This window comes from Oleiharenicola lentus (assembly GCF_051660365.1).
In the GTDB taxonomy this organism is placed as follows: Bacteria; Verrucomicrobiota; Verrucomicrobiia; order Opitutales; family Opitutaceae; genus Lacunisphaera; species Lacunisphaera lenta_A.
The window spans coordinates 1,008,905-1,026,772 of record NZ_JBOZXB010000002.1; the positions used below are offsets into that span (position 1 = coordinate 1,008,905).

The window sequence follows — 17,868 nt, forward strand, 5'->3', positions numbered from 1 at the left end:
GCCGGTTAAATTGACCAAGCCCGCGCCCCAACGGTAGCGGGCTTTTTTTTCGACGCGTATCCGGTATCAGCGCAGTCGGTTCGCGTCAGTGAGGAGCTCACCCATCAGCAAGCGATTAAGTGTCTTGGTGCTTTTCGCAGCGACGAATGATTCCGCGACTGCATTTGTGATCACCCGCGCCTTTTCCTGGTCACCCTTTCTTTTCCAACCAAATCCCACAAGCATTCGCATTTGTGCCGCGAGAGGATCATTCGGTGACCGCAATGCTTGTCTCTCGATTTCGATCAAAGTAGAAGCTTCAGGTTCGGGTGAAAAGGCCTCGGTGCGAGCTAGGGCTTCCCACGCCTCGAGCGATGACGGCGATAGTTTCGTCACCTGATGCAATAGCAGCCTCAGCTCTGTCGCGGTGGATTCGCCGATGCGCTTTCGCGCCGAAATCTGCTCAGTCAGCCATCTCTTAATCAGATCCTCCGCCAAAAACCAATGCACTCGCGCACTGGCAGATCCCATTTCGACCACGCGCCGCAGTTTATCTCCGGCCCGGCGCTCGTCACCTTCGCTCAACGCCAACATTGCATCCATTTCGAAAGCCAGCGCCTCCCGCGGATACCGTTCTTGCAATCGGATCAACGCAAATGCCGCTTGGCCGGCAGGCTGATTGGTCGCATCCACCACCCCGAGAATACATTCCTGTTCAACCGGGGTCGCCGGCCGCACGGTAATTTTTTCCTTAAGCCCGCGATCTACAAACGCATCTTTGAAAACCGAATAACCACCGCTGTAAACATGGTCATTCAATAATTTTTCCAGTTGAGGAATTGATACGCCCATCGCAGAGGCGAATTGGTTCACATCGCTCATCCCGCTCACCCCTTCAGTCGCAAGATAGTGATTCAACTGCTGCCGCCAGTTCTGGTTTTGGTTACAAATTAAAAAATGAGCCAGTCCCCACGATTGCGCATAGAATAATGACCGCGCCAGACCGTCCTGATGATAATCCGCCGATGCCGTGTTAATCGAGAAGAGCTGGGACAAAGGCATCAAACGCGTTTGTCTCAATTGTGCCACAGTCCACGGCGGAGCTTTTCCCAAAAATGAAAAACCGCGCTTCGTCTCGAACGTCGAAAAGAGCTCAGCGGTTCCCTCGTTAAACCAGAGCGGGGGTTTCCAATCAATTTCGTGATAGAGCGAGTGCACATACTCGTGATAAATAACGGATTTTGCGTGGTCAGAGTTTGCTCCCAACGACAAAACCACGAAAGCGTTCACCTCCGTGCCACGGAAATAGCCAGCTACACCTCGTTTTTTCTTCCCGTTATAAAGAGGCACGTAGCGCTGAAATTCGGCTTCGCTTCCAAATAAAACAACCGTTGGGCGAATCGGCATCACCGGTTCAACGCCAGTAAATTTCAAGAAAGCAAAACGGAAATTCTCCAGTTCTTCGAGCAACTCCCGGGAGGCGTTTTCACTGGCGTCACTCAGCATGGTGAAGTGAGGTGACTCTAACCGCATCCACTTCGCCGCCAATGCGGGCATGGATAACAACAGAAACAAGACCGTGACCCGTAACGACGTTTGCATGCGATCAGTCAGCACTGTTTTCACCCTGCACAAGCGCAGCAAAAAAAATCATGCCGAAAAGTCCGTCGTCACTGTCTGGCATAACCCGACGAACGTCTCTTCCCCGAGCGAGAGCCGGCGGCCTTTGTGGTAAGCCACGCCCCAACGCCGCCGCAGTTTCCGTCGACCAAGCGGCAACGACACCAACGCGCCGCTGGCGATCTCTCCTTTCGCGACCCACGGCGCGAGCACACCGACACCGAGGCCGATCTTCACGAGTTCTTTGATCGCGTCCATGCTGCCGAGTTCGAGAAAGTTCGCGAGTGGCACGCCCTCGGTTTGGAAATATTCTTTCACCAACCGAAACGTGTAACTCGTCTGGTTATAGAGAATCAGCGTTTCGCTTGCAAACGTGTCGCGTTGCACGTGCCCGGCCCGCGCCCAGCTGTGCGTCGGTGAGACGAGATAACGCATCTCGTCGGTGAACAACGGCACGAACGCCAGTTCCTTCGTCGTTTCCGGCTCCAGCATCAGCGCGAGATCGATGCGATTATTCAGCAGCAATTCGGTTTGCCGTGCGTGATCGCCCGGGTCGATCGAGATCACGCACTTCGGAAAACTCTGCTTAAACTCCCGCAGCACGGTCGGAAGAATATATTGGCACGCCGTGGTGCTGGCCCCCAGACGCAGGCGCCCATGTCCCCAGCGTGACAACTCATCGAGCCCACTCCGCGCCGCGCGCATCTCGGCAAGAATCTTCTCCACGCTTCGCTGAAGCTGTTCACCCGCATGGGTGAGGCTGACACTTCGGCCGGCGCGCTCGAACAACCGGCAGCCTACCTGCTCCTCCAGGGCCTTGATCGCGTGGCTCACCGCGCTCTGCGTAAGGAAAAGTTCCTGCGCTGCCTGCGTGAAGCTCCCCAAGCGCGCCAGCGCGGAGAAAGCTAGGAGGTGTCGGGTGTCAAAAACCGCGTTACTCACCTCGACTCACTCCTTTTCTAGTATGAATGGGATTCATCGATTGTATGAATTCTTTGAGAAGCATTAATCACGCCAAGGCGGCGTAGTGGCATATCACCGGCTTTATCTCGGGCAGACATTTCCCATGCCTTTGGCCCAAACCATTTCCTCGCTGCGCACGCTGCGGCTCGGCTTTCTCCCGCTGACCGACGCCGCGCCGCTGATTGCCGCACAGGAACTGGGCTTTTTCGCGCACTACGGCGTGCGCGTGCACCTCTGCCGTGAAGTCGGCTGGGCCACCATCCGCGATAAATTAATTTTCGGTGAACTCGAAGCAGTGCATGCGCCCGCGCCGATGTTGTGGGCGGCGCAACTCGGCCGCGATTGCGCAGCGACCGACGTCTGCACGGGCGTGGTGATTAACCTGCACGGCAACGCTATCACGCTATCCAAGCGCCTGCGGGCGCACGGCGTAATCGATGCCGCAACTTTTCGCGATGAGGCGCTCCGCCGTCGCGGCGAAAAGAAGCTGACGCTCGGCATCGTGTTTCCTTTTTCGAGCCACCATTTGCTGCTGCGCCAATGGCTGCGCGCCGCCCGCCTCGACCCGGAGCGTGATGTGCGCATCGTCGTTGTGCCGCCCGCCCAGATGTTTCGCAATCTCGCCGCCGGCACGCTCGACGGCTACTGCGTCGGTGAACCTTGGAACACGGTCGCGGTGCGCGAAGACGAAGGCTGGTGCCCGGCGTGGAGCACCACGCTCTCGCCCGGCCACGTCGAAAAAGTCCTGATGGTGCGCGCCTCGTTTGCGCACACTCATCCGACAGAACACGCGGGGCTGATCGCGGCCATCACCGACTCTGCGGCGTGGTGCGATGAGCCCACCCACCGCTCGCAACTCGCAGACATGCTCGCTTCGCCGCTCTACCTCAACCTGTCGGCCAAACTGATTGCCCCAGCTCTGCTCGGACGTTTCAGCAGCAACCGCAGTCGGGTGGAAGACGTGCCCGATTTTCACGTGTTCAGCCGCGGTGACGCCAGCGCGCCGACCCTTGCGCGCGCCACCGCGCTGCAAGCCGAACTCGTCGCCTCCGGGCTGCTGCCACGATCGCTCGCCGCACCTAATTTACCCCGCCGTCTTTTTCGCGAGGACTTGTATCGCGAAGCCACCGCCCAACTCGACTACCATGCCCACACCAAAGCCAAGCTCCCCGGCGGGACATTCGTTCCCGCTTAACCGCCGCCAATTTCTCACGCGCAGCGCCACGCTCGCCGGCACCGCCGCACTCTGGGCCGCGCTCGGCAACCGCAGCTGGGCCGCCACCGCCGGGGCAGCCTCCGACGCACCGGAGACGCCGAACATTAACTTCGGCATGATCGCGTTGACCGATTGTTCACCCATCGTCATCGCGCACGAAAAAGGGCTTTTTAAAAAATACGGCATCAACTCCACCGTGACGAAAGGCGCCAACTGGGCCGCCATCCGCGACAATCTCTCCACCGGCTCGATCCAAGCCACCCACATGCTGCTCGGCATGCCGCTCGCCTCGACCATGGGCCTCGCCGGTTCGCCGAAAAAACCGATGGTCATCCCGTGGTTGCTCAACCGCAACGGTCAGGCGATCACGCTCAAGGCCGAGTGGAAAGGCAAAGTCGGGGCTGATCCGAAAGCGCTCAAACCGTTCGTCGATCAAGCCAACAAACTCGGCGAGCCACTCACGTTCGCGCAGACGTTTCCGCCGGGCACTCACGCGATGTGGATCCGATACTACCTCGCCGCCGGCGGCGTGAATCCCGACAAGGACATCAGCCTCATCACCGTCCCGCCGCCGCAAATGGTCGCCAACATGAAGATCGGCAAAATGGACGGCTTCTGCGTCGGCGAACCTTGGAACGCGCGCTCGATCAACGACAACATCGGTTTTACCGCCGTCACCACGCAGGACATCTGGAAAGATCATCCGGAAAAAGTCTGCGCCTTCACTGAAGAGTTCGCCGAAAAAAATCCCAAGACCGTGAAGGCCGTGCTCAAGGCCTTGCATGAAGCGAGCGTGTGGCTCGACGACCTGGCCAACCGTCCCGAGCAATGCGACATCGTATCCAAAGCCACCTACATCAATTGCCAAAAGGAAATCATCCTTGGTCGTTTACAGGGAAAACTCGACTACGGTGACGGTCGAAAAACCGACGATCAGTTCTACATGCATTTCAGTAAACGGAACTGCAATTACCCGCAGGCAAAATATGCCAAGTGGTTCCTCTCGCAATACCGCCGCTGGGGCATGGTCACCGGCACGCCAGATTACGAGGGTGTCGCGAAGCGCGTGATGCGCGCCGATCTCTACGAGGAAGCGATGAAGGAAATCGGTTACGCCCACGGCGGCGCCGACACATCCGCTGAAACGCTTTTCGACGGCATCACATTCGACCCCGCGAATCCCGAAGCCTACGCCACCGGCTTCGCCGTTAAAAACCTCAAGGGCTAATCGCCCCGCGCCCGCTCGCCACCTTCGTCACTATGAAAAACTTCAAACTCGATTGGCTCATCCTTCCGCTCGTCGGCTTCGCCATCGTGCTCGCACTGTGGAGCTTTTCCAGCGCCACGTGGGCGAGCAATCTGCCCTCGCCGACCAAGACGTGGGAGGCGAGTCGCGAGTATGTGCTGTCGCCCTTCGCCAAACGCGGCGAGATGGATCAAGGCATCCTGCGCTTCACGTGGTATTCGCTCGTCCTCGTCGCGCAAGGCTACGGCCTCGCGCTGCTCGTCGGCACGCCGATCGGATTTTTTCTCGGGCTCTCGAAGACGTTTACCAAAATCTTCGACCCGATCATCCAGATCTTACGCCCCGTCTCACCCCTCGCGTGGCTGCCGCTCGGCCTCGTTTTGTTCATGAACGCGGGCAAGGAAGCGGGCACTTACGGCGCGTTGTTCACCATCGCGATTTGCGCGATGTGGCCGACCGTGCTCAACACCGCCGTCGGCGTGCGCGCCGTGCCGCAGGATTTTCTCAACGTGGGCCGCGTGCTGAAACTCTCGCGCTGGAAGACGCTCACCAAAATCCTCATCCCCGCGACCCTGCCTTACATGTTCACGGGCTTCCGTCTGTCGCTCGGCATCGCGTGGCTCGCGATCGTCGCGGCGGAAATGCTCACCGGTCGTCCCGGCGCGGGCGGCTTTCTTTGGCAGGAATACAACGCGCTCATCTACGAGCACATCATTCTTTCGATTATCACCATCGGCTTCGTCGGCTTTGGCCTCGACCGCCTGATGAGCCTGCTCGAGCGCCGCTTTAAGTCAGCCTGACGCACCATGGCTTTCCTCGAACTCACTCACGTCACCAAAGGCTTCGGCGGCCCGCCGGTCCTCGCTGACATCAACCTAAGCATCGGGCGCGGCGAGTTTGTCGCCATCGTCGGCTATTCTGGCTCGGGGAAAACCACGCTGATCTCGCTCATCGCCGGATTGACCCGGCCCGACTCGGGCCGCGTAAAACTCAACGACCTTGAAATCACCGCCCCCGGGCCCGACCGAGGCGTGGTGTTTCAAAACTACTCGCTCCTCCCGTGGCTCACCGTCACGGAGAACATCCGTCTCGCCGTCGACCAGGTGTTCCCCAATCACGCGCTGGAAAAACGCCGCCAGATCGCCGCGACCGCCATCGCCACTGTCACCCTCACTCCGCATGCGCACAAACTCCCGCGCGAACTTTCCGGCGGCCAGCGCCAGCGCGTGTCCGTCGCTCGCGCACTCGCGATGGATCCGCAAATTCTCCTCCTCGACGAACCGCTCTCCGCCCTTGATGCGCTCACGCGCGCGACGCTGCAGGACGAATTCGAACGCATTTGGGAAAAAGATAAAAAGACCGTCGTCCTTATCACCAACGACGTCGACGAAGCGCTCCTGCTCGCCGACCGCATCATCCCGCTCACGCCCGGGCCCGGCGCGACACTCGGGCCGTCGTTCACCGTTTCGCTGCCGCGCCCGCGTGACCGCAAAGCGCTTAATCACGATCCCGAGTTCAAACGCCTGCGCGCGGTCATCACATCCGAGTTGCTCGGCTACGGCGAGCGGCGCAAAGCCGCCACCGTCCGCGCCAAATTAATCCTCCCCGACATCCTCCCGGAAAATCTCGACCTCCCGCGCACCGACCGCAGCCGCCCGCTCCGCCCGAACGAGATCCGTGAAGAGGAAGTCTCGCTCCATTCATGAAATCGTTTCTCGAAATTTCCCAGCTCGGTAAAATTTACGACACTCCGAAAGGCCCCGCCGTCATCGTCGAAAATTTCGACCTCCGGATCCGTAAAGGCGAATTCATCTCGCTGATCGGCCACTCGGGCTGCGGCAAATCCACCGTGCTCTCGATGGTCGCCGGGCTGACCGAAATCAGCGCGGGCGCGATCGTGCTCTCCGGCAAGGAAGTCACCGGAGCGGGGCCGGATCGCGGCGTCGTTTTCCAGGCGCCTTGCCTGCTCCCATGGTTGACGGCGTTTGAAAACGTGATGCTCGGGGTCGACCAGGTTTACTACACCGCCGACCGCGAAGAGCGCCAACAGATCGCCGAGTATTACCTCACGGTCGTCGGTCTCGGCGACGCACTGCACAAAAAACCCGCCGAACTTTCCCAGGGCATGCGCCAACGTTGCGGCATCGCCCGGGCATTTGCCCTCTCGCCGAAAATGCTGCTGCTCGACGAACCGTTTGGCATGCTCGATTCCCTGACGCGCGTCGAACTCCAGCAAGTTCTTATCGATCTCTGGCAAAAAGATCAGAAGACCGCGCTCATGGTCACGCACGACGTCGACGAAGCGCTTTTTCTCTCCGACCGCATCGTGATGATGACCAGCGGGCCCGCCGCCACCGTCGGCGAAATTGTCGAGGTGAAATTCCCCCGCCCGCGCTCGCGCAAACAACTCCTCGAAGATCCCGAGTATTACCGTCTGCGCGAGGAATTGATCGGTTTTCTCGAAGAACGTTCCCACCACCGTCCCACTCGTCCGCCCAGCCCTCCTTCCACCCCTGAGGTGAAACCGCCCGCCAAGCATTCGCCGCTCAAACGCTTTCTCAGTGCGCTGACCGCCGTCTGATTTTCATCCACGACCAACCTGCACACCATGAACTCATTCACTCGCGCCACCGCGCTCGCCGCGTTGCTGCTCTCTGCTGCTCCCGCATTTTCCCAATACGTGCCGCCACCACCCGCACGGCCATTTCCCGGTGTCCTCAACGAAAAAATTCGCACCCGCGACGTTTACCTCAGCGCATGGGACATCGGCGTAAACGTGCGCGTGCGTCACGAAGCCAAGGACGACGCCGGCTTCACCGACGCGGGATCGAATTGGGATTTCTCTCAACGCCCGCAGGACGACAATAACAACCACTACGAATTGCTCCGCCTTCTGCCGCGCGTCGGTTACACCGCTAAAAAATGGGCGTTTCTGGTCGAAGGCCGGTCGAGTTATTCCTACGGCGACGAACGCTTCAACGCCACCACCGCCGGCCAGGGCCTCCCAGAACGCGACGGCGCCCTCGATGCGCACCAAGCCTACGTCTTTGTCGGCAACCACAAGGAGTTTCCGGTTTCCCTCAAACTCGGTCGCCAAGAACTCGTTTACGGCGACCAGCGCCTCGTCGGACATCTCCGTTGGAACAATGGCGCGCGCACCTTCGACGCGACGAAAGTCCGCTGGCAAAACGCTATCTTCGGCGTCGATGTGTGGACGGGAGGCCTCGTCTATAACGACCATCGCAATCTCAACCGCTCCAACTCGCAGGATCGTTTTTCGGGCGCGTATTTCAATTTTCCGACCCTCGCGAAAAACGAAATCGTCGAAGCCTACCTGCTCGCGCGCAACGTCGCGCGCGGCATCGCCACCGATAACTGGAGTGGCGTCGCGGCGCCATTTCGTTTTCCCGGCGCGCAAGATCTCTACACCGCCGGCCTCCGTGTGAAATCCAAGCCACTCGCCTACAACGCGTGGGACTACGGCGTCGAAGTCATGCACCAGTTCGGCAGTCGCACGGCGGTGTTTCCCGCGACCACTGTGGCCGCCGCGCTCGCTGCGCCGCGTCTCGACCAGGACGCTTTTGCCGCCGTGTTGCAGGCCGGCTACACGTGGACGGAACACGCGTGGCAACCGCGCCTCGCGCTGCTCTACAGTTACGCGTCGGGCGACAAAAATTCCGCCGATGCGAAGAGCGGCACCTTTCAAAATCTCTTTGCCACGACTCACCTGCACTACGGCTACATGGATTTGAACAGTCTGCAAAATCTCCACGATCTCCGCCTGGCCTACACCGCTAAACCGAAAGCCAACATCAGCCTCGCCGCTGAGTTGCATTTCCAGTTTCTCGATCGCCCTACGGATTTCTGGTATAACGTCGCCGGTGTGCCGCGTAACTTTGCCGGCGCCGCCGTCGGCAGCGGCGGCGGCTATCGCATCAATCCCACCTACAGTCGCACGCTCGGCACCGAGATCGATCTCGTCGCAGGCTGGACGTTTACCACCTACGCGCAGCTCGAAGTCGGCATGTCGCATTATTTCCGCGGCGACTACATCAAACAATCGCTCGCCGCCGTCGGCTCCAAAGACGCGAGTTACTGCTACGTCCAGCTCACTCTGAATCTCTGAGCGAGCCAATGTCCGACGCATTTAAGCATCCCGGCCCGCCCTCTGTCGCTCTAGCGAAGGACGGCGCTTTCACGCCCGAGCAAAAAGAATATTTGCAGGGGTTCATGGCCGGAGCAGCCGCGAGTGGCGTATTTGTCGGACACACGGCCAGCGGACAACTCACCGGTCAGGCCACTGCCTCGTCATCGGAAAACTTCGCCGCGCCGCCAGCCGAAGACACGATTTTCGGCGCCCCGCTCGCCGATCTCTCGAAACCAGAGCGCTGGAAACACGAGGAAAACGGCCTCGACGTCTGGGAAAAAATGGTCGCCCACGCGGCGGCGGACAAATTTCCCGACGAAGCGGATACGTTCCGTTTCAAATTCCACGGTTTGTTCTACGTCGCGCCCGCGCAGGACAGTTTCATGATGCGCCTGCGCATTCCCGCCGGGGAAATCTCCGCGCACCAACTGCGCGGCCTCGCCAGCCTCGCCGAAGAATGCGGCAACGGGCGCGCCGACATCACCACGCGAGCAAACCTTCAGCTCCGCGAATTGCGTCCGCGCGCTATCGTCCACGCCCTCACGTGCGTGCAGAATCTCGGCCTCACCTCGCGCGGTTCGGGCGCAGACAACATTCGGAACGTCACCGCCACGCCCACGAGTGGCTTCGACCGCGACGAGTTGATCGACGTGCGGCCCTACGCGCACGCGCTGCATCACTATATCCTGAATCACCGCGACCTCTACGGCCTGCCGCGCAAGTTCAACATCGCCTTCGATTCCGGCGGCGCCATCTCGTCCGCCGTCGACACCAACGACATCGGTTTCTTCGCCGTCCGCATCACCGAAAAATCGCTCGCCGCGCTTTCCACTGTCGAAATCTCCAATTCAAAATCCGAGATTCAACCCGGAATTTATTTCCGAACTGAAGTCGGCGGCATCACCGGCCACAAGGATTTCGCCCGCGACACCGGCCTGTTGTTGAAACCATCGGAACTCGTGCCCGTCGCCGCCGCGATGGTGCGGGTTTTCCGTGAACACGGCGATCGCACCGACCGGAAAAAAGCGCGCCTCAAATACTTGCTCGAAAAGTGGGGCGGCTTTCCGCGTTTCCTTGAAGAAACCCAGAAGAAACTCGCCTTCCCTCTCATCTACGCGCCACGCGCGATCGCTGAACCCCGCCGCCCCGTCATCAAGCACGGCCACCTCGGCACTTATAAACAAAGTCAAACTGGCCTCAACTACGTCGGCATCGGTGTGCCCGTAGGCAGCATGAGCGTGAAGCAAATGCGCCGCCTCGCCGACCTCGCCACTCACTACGGTCGCGGCGAACTCCGTCTCACGGTGTGGCAGAGCATCGTAATCCCGCACGTGCCTGATGCCTTCGTCGCGACGCTCAACCGCGCCGCGCAAAGTCTCGGATTTTTCACGGACGCGCACACCGCCGCGGGCTGCGTGATCGCCTGCACCGGCAACCAAGGTTGCAAATACGCCGCCGCCGACACCAAGAGCCACGCGCGTGCCATCATGGGACACCTGCGCAAACGCGATCCCGGCCTCGACCAGCCGGTCAACCTTCACCTCACCGGCTGCAACCATTCGTGCGCTCAGCATTACTGCGGCGACATCGGCGGCATCGCCACCAAACTCGCCGATGGCCGCGAGGGTTACCACGTTGTGCTCGGCGGCGGGATGGATCACGAGCAAGGCATCGCGCGGGAGATTTTCCGTGGAGTCGGCGCGGACGAACTGCCTTCGCTCGTGGAAAAAGTGCTCAGCACCTACCGCGACCGCCGGTCCGCCGGCGAAAGCTTCGTGCAATGGAGCCGCCGCCACAGCGTGAAAGAAATCCAGGAGATGCTTTCCTCATGAACCAACTCGTCCCGCTCATTCCGGACACCGCGCCGTTCTCACCCGAGCAACGCGCGTGGCTCAACGGCTTTCTCGCCGGCGTCTTTTCCCGCGCCACCTCAACATCCGCCGCCGGAAGCCAGATGCTTCCCGCCACGGCGCTGGCTCCGCTCACGATCCTCTTCGGCTCGCAGACCGGCACCGCCGAAGGACTCGCAAAAAAAATCGCCAAGGAAGCAGGCAAACGCGGATTCGCCCCAACCGTGCTCGACATGGCCCAGACCGATCTCGCCAAACTCTCCGCCGAGAAAAACTTGCTCGTGCTCACGAGCACCTACGGTGACGGCGAACCACCCGACAATGCCAAAGCCCTTCACGCCGCGCTCCTCGCCGCCGGCGACCGACCGCTAACGTCCATTCGATTTTCTGTCTGCTCGCTCGGCGACACTAACTACGCACAATTCTGTCAGTGCGGAAAAGACTTCGACGCCGCGCTCGAACGCCTCGGCGCCACGCGGGTTTCTCCCCGCGTCGACTGCGACCTCGATTACGAGGAAGCTTTCACGAAATGGCTCGATGCCGCGCTCGCCGCGCTTGGCTCCGCTCCGACCGAACATCGAAAATTCGAAATCGAAACGGCGCCCGTCGACGTCACCGCGCATTCGAAAAAAAATCCTTTCCCCGCCGCGGTGCTCACCGTGCGCCCACTCAATGGCGAGGGGTCCGCCAAAGAAGTGAATCACGTCGAACTTTCCCTCGAAGGTTCCGGTTTGAGCTACGCCGCCGGCGACGCGCTCGGCGTCGTGCCGCACAATTGCCCCGCGCTTGTGGCTGAGGTGCTTGCCGCGCTCGGCTGCGACGGCGAAGAGGCGGTCAACACTCCGCAGGGCGAATTGCCGTTTCGCCGCGCGCTGACCGAATATTACGACCTCGGAAAACCTTCGGCGGAACTCCTCGCGCTCGCGCCGGCAATTGCCGGTGGCGCGGACACCACGACCAAGCCGCATCACGTGATCGATGCACTCGTTGCGCTCCCGGCCAAACCAGCGCCCGGCGAACTTGTCACGCGGTTAAAAAAAATCCAACCGCGCCTCTATTCCATTTCTTCGTCGCCGAAAGCCCACGCTGGTCAGGTGCATCTTACCGTCGGCACCGTGCGCTACGACAAGGACGGCCGCTTCCGCAAAGGCACTTGCTCCACTTTTCTCGCCGAGCGCGCGCTCGCGGCCGGTAAAGTGGGCGTGTTTGTCCACACCAACCCCGCATTCCGTCCGCCCGCCGACGGCGCGAAATCCATGATCATGATCGGCCCGGGCACGGGCGTGGCACCGTTCCGCGCATTTCTCCACGAGCGACGCGCCACGCGGGCGACAGGAAAAAACTGGCTGTTCTTCGGCGACCAGAAAGCAGCGAGCGATTTTCTTTATCGCGAGGAATTACTCGGCATGGAGGAAAGCGGGCTGATCACGCGGTTCGACCTGGCGTTCTCACGCGATCAGGCGGAAAAAATTTACGTGCAGCACCGCATGCTCGAACACGCGGCGGAATTTTTCGCGTGGCTCGAAGCCGGCGCGCACCTCTACGTCTGCGGCGACGCTTCGCGCATGGCGAAGGATGTCGATGCCGCGCTGCACCAAGTCATCGAAAAAGCTGGCAAAAAATCCCCCGAGTCCGCCGCGGCTTACGTGCAGGCGCTGAAGGCCGCCAAACGTTACGCGCGCGACGTATATTGAACGATGGTCGCCCCGCGCCAGCCGCTGCAGGATTTTTTGGACGAACTGCTCGCCGAGCAAGGCCGGTTGCAAACGCCCGTGGTGCAAGCCAGCGCCGCGCATGACGATTTCTCAAATCAGCGCGCGCAAACTTCCAGTTACCATAGTCTCATCCCGCTCAGCGCACCCGGTCCGGGCGAGCAATACGCGTTTGAAGTCGACCTCGACGCGTGCAGCGGTTGCAAAGCCTGTGTGGTCGCCTGCCACGCGCTCAACGGGCTCGACGAAACTGAATCGTGGCGCGACGTCGGGCTTGTTCACGGCGGCACGTGGAAGGAGCCGTTTCAGCAAACCGTCACCACTGCGTGTCACCACTGCGTCGATCCCGCCTGCCTCAACGGCTGTCCGGTGCTGGCCTACGAAAAAGATCCGATCACCGGCATCGTGCGACACCTCGACGACCAGTGCATCGGCTGCCAGTATTGCGTGCTGAAATGTCCTTACGACGTGCCGAAATACAGCGAACGTCTCGGCATCGTGCGCAAATGCGATATGTGTCACCAACGGCTTGCCGTCGGCGAAGCGCCCGCCTGTGTCCAAGCCTGCCCGACGCACGCCATTAAGGTCGTCAAGGTTTCACTCCACGTCGGTGCCACCGCCCGGCCCACGGCTGACACTTCCGCGTTTCTCGCCACCGCGCCCGACCCAGCTTACACGCAGCCCACGACACGTTACGTGAGCAAACGACCGCTGCCGGAAAATCTGCTTGCGACCGACGCCGCCGAACTGCGCCCACAACCCCCGCACTGGCCGCTCGTGTTCATGCTCACCTTGATCCCGGCTTCGGTCGGTATTTACCTCTTCGCCGCGCTTTTCCACGCCGGTCGGGCCGAGCCGTTTGTCATATATTATATGACAAACCTGGCTTGGCTCATCGGAGCGGCGGGGCTCGCCGCGAGTGGATTTCATCTAGGCCAGCCGCTGCGCGCATGGCGGATATTTCTCGGCTGGAGAAAAAGCTGGCTGAGTCGCGAGGCCATGGTGTTTGGCGCGTGGTTTCCGCTAGCGAGCGCGAGTTGGCTCGATCCTCAACTCCTGTTGCCCGCAACGCTCATCGGGGCAGCCGGCTTGTTTTGCTCCGTCATGATCTACGTGGACACCCGTCGCCGGCTATGGCGTTTCGCGCAAACCGCTCCGCGTTTTTTCGGCAACGCCCTCGTGATCGGGGCCGCCGCTGCGCTAGCCGTCGCGCCGGACACGACGAACGCGGCAATTCTCGCGCTCGTCACGTTGGGAAAACTCGCGTGCGACGCGCGCCTGCTCCACCCGCTCGATCACCCCGATGCCCACGATGAATCTGTGCCCACGCCTGAGCTCAGCACCGCGCGTTTGCTCACCGGTTATTTCGGGAAAATTTTCCGCCTGCGTATCGTCGGCGCGTTGTTCACCGGCTTGGTGTTGCCAGCGCTGCTCATCGGGGAGCAGTTACCTGCCACGGCGGGTTGGGTGATTTTCGCCAGCGCCTTGCTCGGCGAGTTTGCGGAGCGTTATTTATTTTTCCGCACGGTCGATTCACCGAAAATGCCGGGCACCGTGCGCAAATGAAAAAAGAAGTCGACGCCCTGCTGCACGCCCGCCAGGGGCCCATGACGAGCGAACTGGTGCTCCGTCCGGGCGACTTCGGTCTCGGCCACGTGCCCGCGCGACTGAAACCCGCAGCGGTGGCCAAATCCATTTGCGGGTTCTGCAGCACCGGTTGCTCGCTGAAAGTCCACCTCAATGCCAGCGGCGAAGCGGTCAACCTCACGCCTGATCCGGAATATCCCGTCAATCTCGGCATGGCCTGCCCCAAGGGCTGGGAGGCGCTCACGCCGCTGGCCGCCACGGATCGCGTCACCACGCCGCTGTTGCGCAATCGGCTCACCGGACAGCTTGAGCCAGTCAGTTGGGAGCGCGCGCTCACGGCTTTCGTAGAAAATTTCAAAGGCATTCAGGCGCGTCACGGCGACCACGCGATTTCATTGCTCAGCACGGGACAGATCGTGACGGAGGAAATGGCGCTGCTCGGCGCGCTCGCGAAATTCGGCCTCGGCATGCTGCACGTGGATTCGAACACCCGCCAGTGCATGGCGACCTCGCACGTCGCTTACAAACAATCGTTTGGCTTCGACGCGCCGCCATTCACCTACGCGGATTTCGAGGAAAGCGACGTGCTGTTTTTCATCGGGGCGAATCCCTGCATCGCGCACCCGATCATGTGGCAGCGAGTGATGATGAACCAACACCAGCCGGCCATCATCGTCGTCGATCCGCGCCGCACCGAAACCGCGATGCTCGCCACGCAACACCTCGCCCTGCGCCCGAAGGCAGACCTCACGCTCCTCTACGGACTCGCGCGCGAATTGATTTACCTCGGCGCCGTTAAACGGGAATTCATAGACGCACACACCGCGGGATTCGCGGAGTTCGTGCAATTCATCGAAACATTCACCCCCGAACGCACCGCGCACGAAACCGGCATCTCCGTTGAAGAACTCCGCCGTTGCGCGGAAACCATCGCACGCGGGCAACGCGTTTCGTTTTGGTGGACGATGGGCGTCAATCAAAGCCACGAAGCCACGCGCACCGCGCAGGCAATCATCAACCTCGCGTTGATGACCGGCAACATCGGGCGGCCCGGCACCGGCGCGAACTCCATCACCGGCCAGTGCAATGCGATGGGCTCGCGCCTCTTTGGCAACGCGACCTCATTGCTCGGCGGCTACGATTTCGCCAACGCCGCCCATCGGGCCCACGTCGCCGCCATTCTCGGCATCGACCCAACCCAAATCCCCTCTGAAAAAAGTTGGGCCTACGACCAGATTATCGACGGCATCGAGCGAGGCGATATTCGCGGACTCTGGATCATTGCGACCAACACCGCGCACTCGTGGATTAACCAAGGCCGCTTTGCCGCGATCCGCGCGAAACTCGATTTCCTCGTCGTGCAAGACATGTATGCGACGACCGAAACCGCGCGCCTGGCCGACCTCGTGCTCCCCGCCGCCGGGTGGGGTGAAAAGGAAGGCGTCTTCATCAACAGCGAACGCCGTCTCGGCGTGGCGCGCAAAGTCGCACGGGCGCCCGGCCTTGCGCTCAGCGATTTTCGTATTTTCCAACTGATCGCAGAGGCCTGGGGCTGCGGCGCGATGTTTCGTGAGTGGAGTTCGCCCGCGGCCGCATTTCAAATTCTGAAAAAACTGTCCGTGGGCCAGCCCTTCGATTTTTTTGGCATCCGCGACTACGCCCACATCGAAGAAGCGCGCGGCATCCAGTGGCCTCTGCCTGAACGCGGCGCCGATCCCGCGCCCGAACGGCGGTTGTTCGCCGATGGGAAATTTTTCACGAGGGACGGGCGCGCGAAATTTTTCTTCGACGAACCCCGTCCCATGCCGGAGCAGGCTGATGCACACTACCCGCTCATCCTACTCACCGGACGCGGCACCTCCGCGCAGTGGCACACCGGCTCACGCACGAACAAAAGCGCGATTCTCCGCAAACTCGCGCCGACGGTGCAGCACGTCGAAATCAATCCCGCCGACGCCGCCCAAGTCGGCATCAGCGACGGCGCGAAGGTTACCGTGCAATCGCGCCGCGCCGCCGTCGAAGCCGTCGCGCTCGTAACCCACGTTGTGCAACCCGGCCAAGTTTTCATGCCGATGCATTTTCCCGACGTAAACAAACTCACCTTCCCCGCCTACGACCCGCACTCGCGACAACCAAGCTACAAAGCGTGCGCGGTTCGCGTGACGAAAGCCTAGCGCATGGGCTTGAGCTCAAGCGGGGTTTTCACGGTCTCATCCGGAACGGGCTCGAGTGCCAATCTAGGAACTTTGCGCAAGAGAGGGGTGCCCCAAAAAATGGCCTTAAATATCCACCGATTGAAAGAGCGCCCATGAACTCGGCCCGTTTCGCGACGCTGTCGACGGCTCAGACGGCCGCGCAAATAGAAAACCCGGTGCACGCGCGTGCAACCGGGTCGAAAGACTGAACGCTGATTAACTTTTACGACTCGAATCCGAGCGCCTGCGAGACGGCACCGTAAACGATGCGGCCGTTGCGAGTGTTCACGCCCTTCGCGAGGCCCTTGTGCTCGTTGAGCGCGCGCTCGACTCCTTTCTGCACCATCATCGCGACGAACGGTTCGGTCGCTTGGGTGAGGCCCAGCGCCGACGTGCGGCCGACCAGCGCCGGCATGTTCGGCACGGCGTAGTGAATGACATCGTGCTCCTTGTAAGTCGGTTTCTCGTGCGAGGTCGGGCGAATCGTTTCGACGCAGCCGCCTTGGTCGATGGCGATGTCCACGATCACACTTCCCGGACGCATGCTCTTCACGACTTTTTCGGAGACAACGATCGGGGCTTTCGCGGCGGGAATCAGCACTGCGCCGATGAGCAAATCCGCGTCAGCGACTTCGTGTTCGATGTTCGCCGGGTTCGACATGAGCGTGACGATGCGACCGCGATACTCGGTATCGAGCGCTTCGAGTTTGCGCGTATCGAGGTCGAGCACGGTGACGCGCGCGCCCATGCCGGCCGCCATTTGCACCGCGTGCGCACCAGAGTTACCTGCGCCGATCACGACCACGTGACCGGGCATCGTGCCGGGAATGCCGCCGAGCAAGACACCCGAGCCGCCGAGTTGGGATTGCAGACGATACGCTCCGATCTGAATCGAGAGGCGACCTGCGATCTGCGACATCGGTTTCAACAACGGAAACGAGCCATCCGAGCCTTCCACCGTCTCATAGGCGATGCCGAGCACGCTCTTGCGACAAAGTTCTTTCGCGAGTTCCGGACCGGCGGCGAGGTGCAGATAGGTGAAGATCGTCTGCCCTTGTTGGATGAGGCTGTATTCTTCTTTCAGCGGCTCTTTCACTTTCAAAATCACGTCAGCGCTCTTCCACACCTTCGAGGCCGAAGGCACGATGGTCGCGCCGGCAGCCTTATATTGCGCATCGACAAAACCAGCGCTGATGCCGGCACTTTTTTCGAGCAAGACCTTGCCGCCGAGCGAGGTCACGCGACGGCAAAGACTGGGCGTCATGGAAACGCGCGTTTCGCCGATCTTAACTTCTTTAGGAACTCCGATAATCATAGGCCGTTATGACACGGCATTCTGGGCTCTCACGCAAC

13 protein-coding genes are annotated in these 17,868 nt (G+C 60.7%); 10 read left to right on the forward strand and 3 right to left on the reverse strand.

Annotated elements, in window-relative coordinates; all coding sequences use genetic code 11:
• Positions 1–66: 66 nt before the first annotated feature.
• Entirely contained in the window at positions 67–1,581 is a 1,515-nt protein-coding gene (locus ACRRQW_RS19145) for a hypothetical protein (protein ID WP_438483228.1), read from the reverse strand.
• Positions 1,582–1,629: 48 nt separating this feature from the next.
• Positions 1,630–2,541, reverse strand: coding sequence for a LysR family transcriptional regulator (locus tag ACRRQW_RS19150; protein WP_438483229.1), 912 nt, complete (start codon positions 2,539–2,541; stop codon positions 1,630–1,632).
• A gap of 124 nt (positions 2,542–2,665) precedes the next feature.
• Here ACRRQW_RS19150 and ACRRQW_RS19155 point away from each other — a divergent pair, with 124 nt between their 5' ends.
• Genes ACRRQW_RS19155 through ACRRQW_RS19200 form a run of 10 tightly spaced genes read left to right on the forward strand, consistent with a single transcriptional unit; the run spans position 2,666 to position 16,494 of the window.
• Positions 2,666–3,757, forward strand: a complete 1,092-nt coding sequence (locus ACRRQW_RS19155) for a CmpA/NrtA family ABC transporter substrate-binding protein (RefSeq protein ID WP_438483230.1) — start codon at positions 2,666–2,668, stop codon at positions 3,755–3,757.
• Entirely contained in the window at positions 3,708–5,006 is a 1,299-nt protein-coding gene (locus ACRRQW_RS19160; protein WP_438483231.1) for a CmpA/NrtA family ABC transporter substrate-binding protein, read from the forward strand. The genes ACRRQW_RS19155 and ACRRQW_RS19160 overlap by 50 nt, the downstream gene beginning before the upstream one ends.
• Positions 5,007–5,038: 32 nt before the next feature.
• Positions 5,039–5,824, forward strand: coding sequence for a nitrate ABC transporter permease (gene ntrB, locus ACRRQW_RS19165; protein ID WP_438483232.1), 786 nt, complete (start codon positions 5,039–5,041; stop codon positions 5,822–5,824).
• Between the two features lie 6 nt (positions 5,825–5,830).
• Positions 5,831–6,730 carry an ABC transporter ATP-binding protein gene (locus tag ACRRQW_RS19170; RefSeq protein ID WP_438483233.1) on the forward strand — a complete coding sequence of 300 codons (900 nt, stop codon included), beginning with the start codon at positions 5,831–5,833 and terminating at the stop codon, positions 6,728–6,730.
• Positions 6,727–7,605 carry an ABC transporter ATP-binding protein gene (locus ACRRQW_RS19175; RefSeq protein WP_438483234.1) on the forward strand — a complete coding sequence of 293 codons (879 nt, stop codon included), beginning with the start codon at positions 6,727–6,729 and terminating at the stop codon, positions 7,603–7,605. Before ACRRQW_RS19170 ends, ACRRQW_RS19175 begins: the two co-directional genes overlap by 4 nt.
• Positions 7,606–7,632: 27 nt before the next feature.
• A complete protein-coding gene (locus ACRRQW_RS19180; RefSeq protein WP_438483235.1) occupies positions 7,633–9,150 on the forward strand; it encodes an alginate export family protein in 1,518 nt (505 codons plus the stop codon).
• A gap of 8 nt (positions 9,151–9,158) precedes the next feature.
• Entirely contained in the window at positions 9,159–11,003 is a 1,845-nt protein-coding gene (locus tag ACRRQW_RS19185; protein ID WP_438483236.1) for a NirA family protein, read from the forward strand.
• A complete protein-coding gene (locus tag ACRRQW_RS19190; protein WP_438483237.1) occupies positions 11,000–12,715 on the forward strand; it encodes a sulfite reductase subunit alpha in 1,716 nt (571 codons plus the stop codon). Before ACRRQW_RS19185 ends, ACRRQW_RS19190 begins: the two co-directional genes overlap by 4 nt.
• A 3-nt stretch (positions 12,716–12,718) precedes the next feature.
• Positions 12,719–14,299 carry a DmsC/YnfH family molybdoenzyme membrane anchor subunit gene (locus ACRRQW_RS19195; protein WP_438483238.1) on the forward strand — a complete coding sequence of 527 codons (1,581 nt, stop codon included), beginning with the start codon at positions 12,719–12,721 and terminating at the stop codon, positions 14,297–14,299.
• Positions 14,296–16,494 carry a molybdopterin oxidoreductase family protein gene (locus ACRRQW_RS19200; RefSeq protein ID WP_438483239.1) on the forward strand — a complete coding sequence of 733 codons (2,199 nt, stop codon included), beginning with the start codon at positions 14,296–14,298 and terminating at the stop codon, positions 16,492–16,494. Before ACRRQW_RS19195 ends, ACRRQW_RS19200 begins: the two co-directional genes overlap by 4 nt.
• A 244-nt stretch (positions 16,495–16,738) precedes the next feature.
• On the opposite strand, the gene ald is transcribed toward ACRRQW_RS19200, so the two are convergent.
• Positions 16,739–17,830, reverse strand: a complete 1,092-nt coding sequence (gene ald / locus ACRRQW_RS19205; protein ID WP_438483240.1) for an alanine dehydrogenase — start codon at positions 17,828–17,830, stop codon at positions 16,739–16,741.
• Positions 17,831–17,868 lie beyond the last annotated feature (38 nt).

Bases quoted from the DNA above. Each gene is read 5' to 3' on its own strand.
- ACRRQW_RS19145 (WP_438483228.1), bottom strand. From the start codon at position 1,581: ATGCAAACGTCGTTACGGGTCACGGTCTTGTTTCTGTTGTTATCCATG.
- ACRRQW_RS19155 (WP_438483230.1), top strand. From the start codon at position 2,666: ATGCCTTTGGCCCAAACCATTTCCTCGCTGCGCACGCTGCGGCTCGGC.
- ACRRQW_RS19160 (WP_438483231.1), top strand. From the start codon at position 3,708: ATGCCCACACCAAAGCCAAGCTCCCCGGCGGGACATTCGTTCCCGCTT.
- ntrB (WP_438483232.1), top strand. From the start codon at position 5,039: ATGAAAAACTTCAAACTCGATTGGCTCATCCTTCCGCTCGTCGGCTTC.
- ACRRQW_RS19170 (WP_438483233.1), top strand. From the start codon at position 5,831: ATGGCTTTCCTCGAACTCACTCACGTCACCAAAGGCTTCGGCGGCCCG.
- ACRRQW_RS19175 (WP_438483234.1), top strand. From the start codon at position 6,727: ATGAAATCGTTTCTCGAAATTTCCCAGCTCGGTAAAATTTACGACACT.
- ACRRQW_RS19180 (WP_438483235.1), top strand. From the start codon at position 7,633: ATGAACTCATTCACTCGCGCCACCGCGCTCGCCGCGTTGCTGCTCTCT.
- ACRRQW_RS19185 (WP_438483236.1), top strand. From the start codon at position 9,159: ATGTCCGACGCATTTAAGCATCCCGGCCCGCCCTCTGTCGCTCTAGCG.
- ACRRQW_RS19190 (WP_438483237.1), top strand. From the start codon at position 11,000: ATGAACCAACTCGTCCCGCTCATTCCGGACACCGCGCCGTTCTCACCC.
- ACRRQW_RS19195 (WP_438483238.1), top strand. From the start codon at position 12,719: ATGGTCGCCCCGCGCCAGCCGCTGCAGGATTTTTTGGACGAACTGCTC.
- ACRRQW_RS19200 (WP_438483239.1), top strand. From the start codon at position 14,296: ATGAAAAAAGAAGTCGACGCCCTGCTGCACGCCCGCCAGGGGCCCATG.
- ald (WP_438483240.1), bottom strand. From the start codon at position 17,830: ATGATTATCGGAGTTCCTAAAGAAGTTAAGATCGGCGAAACGCGCGTT.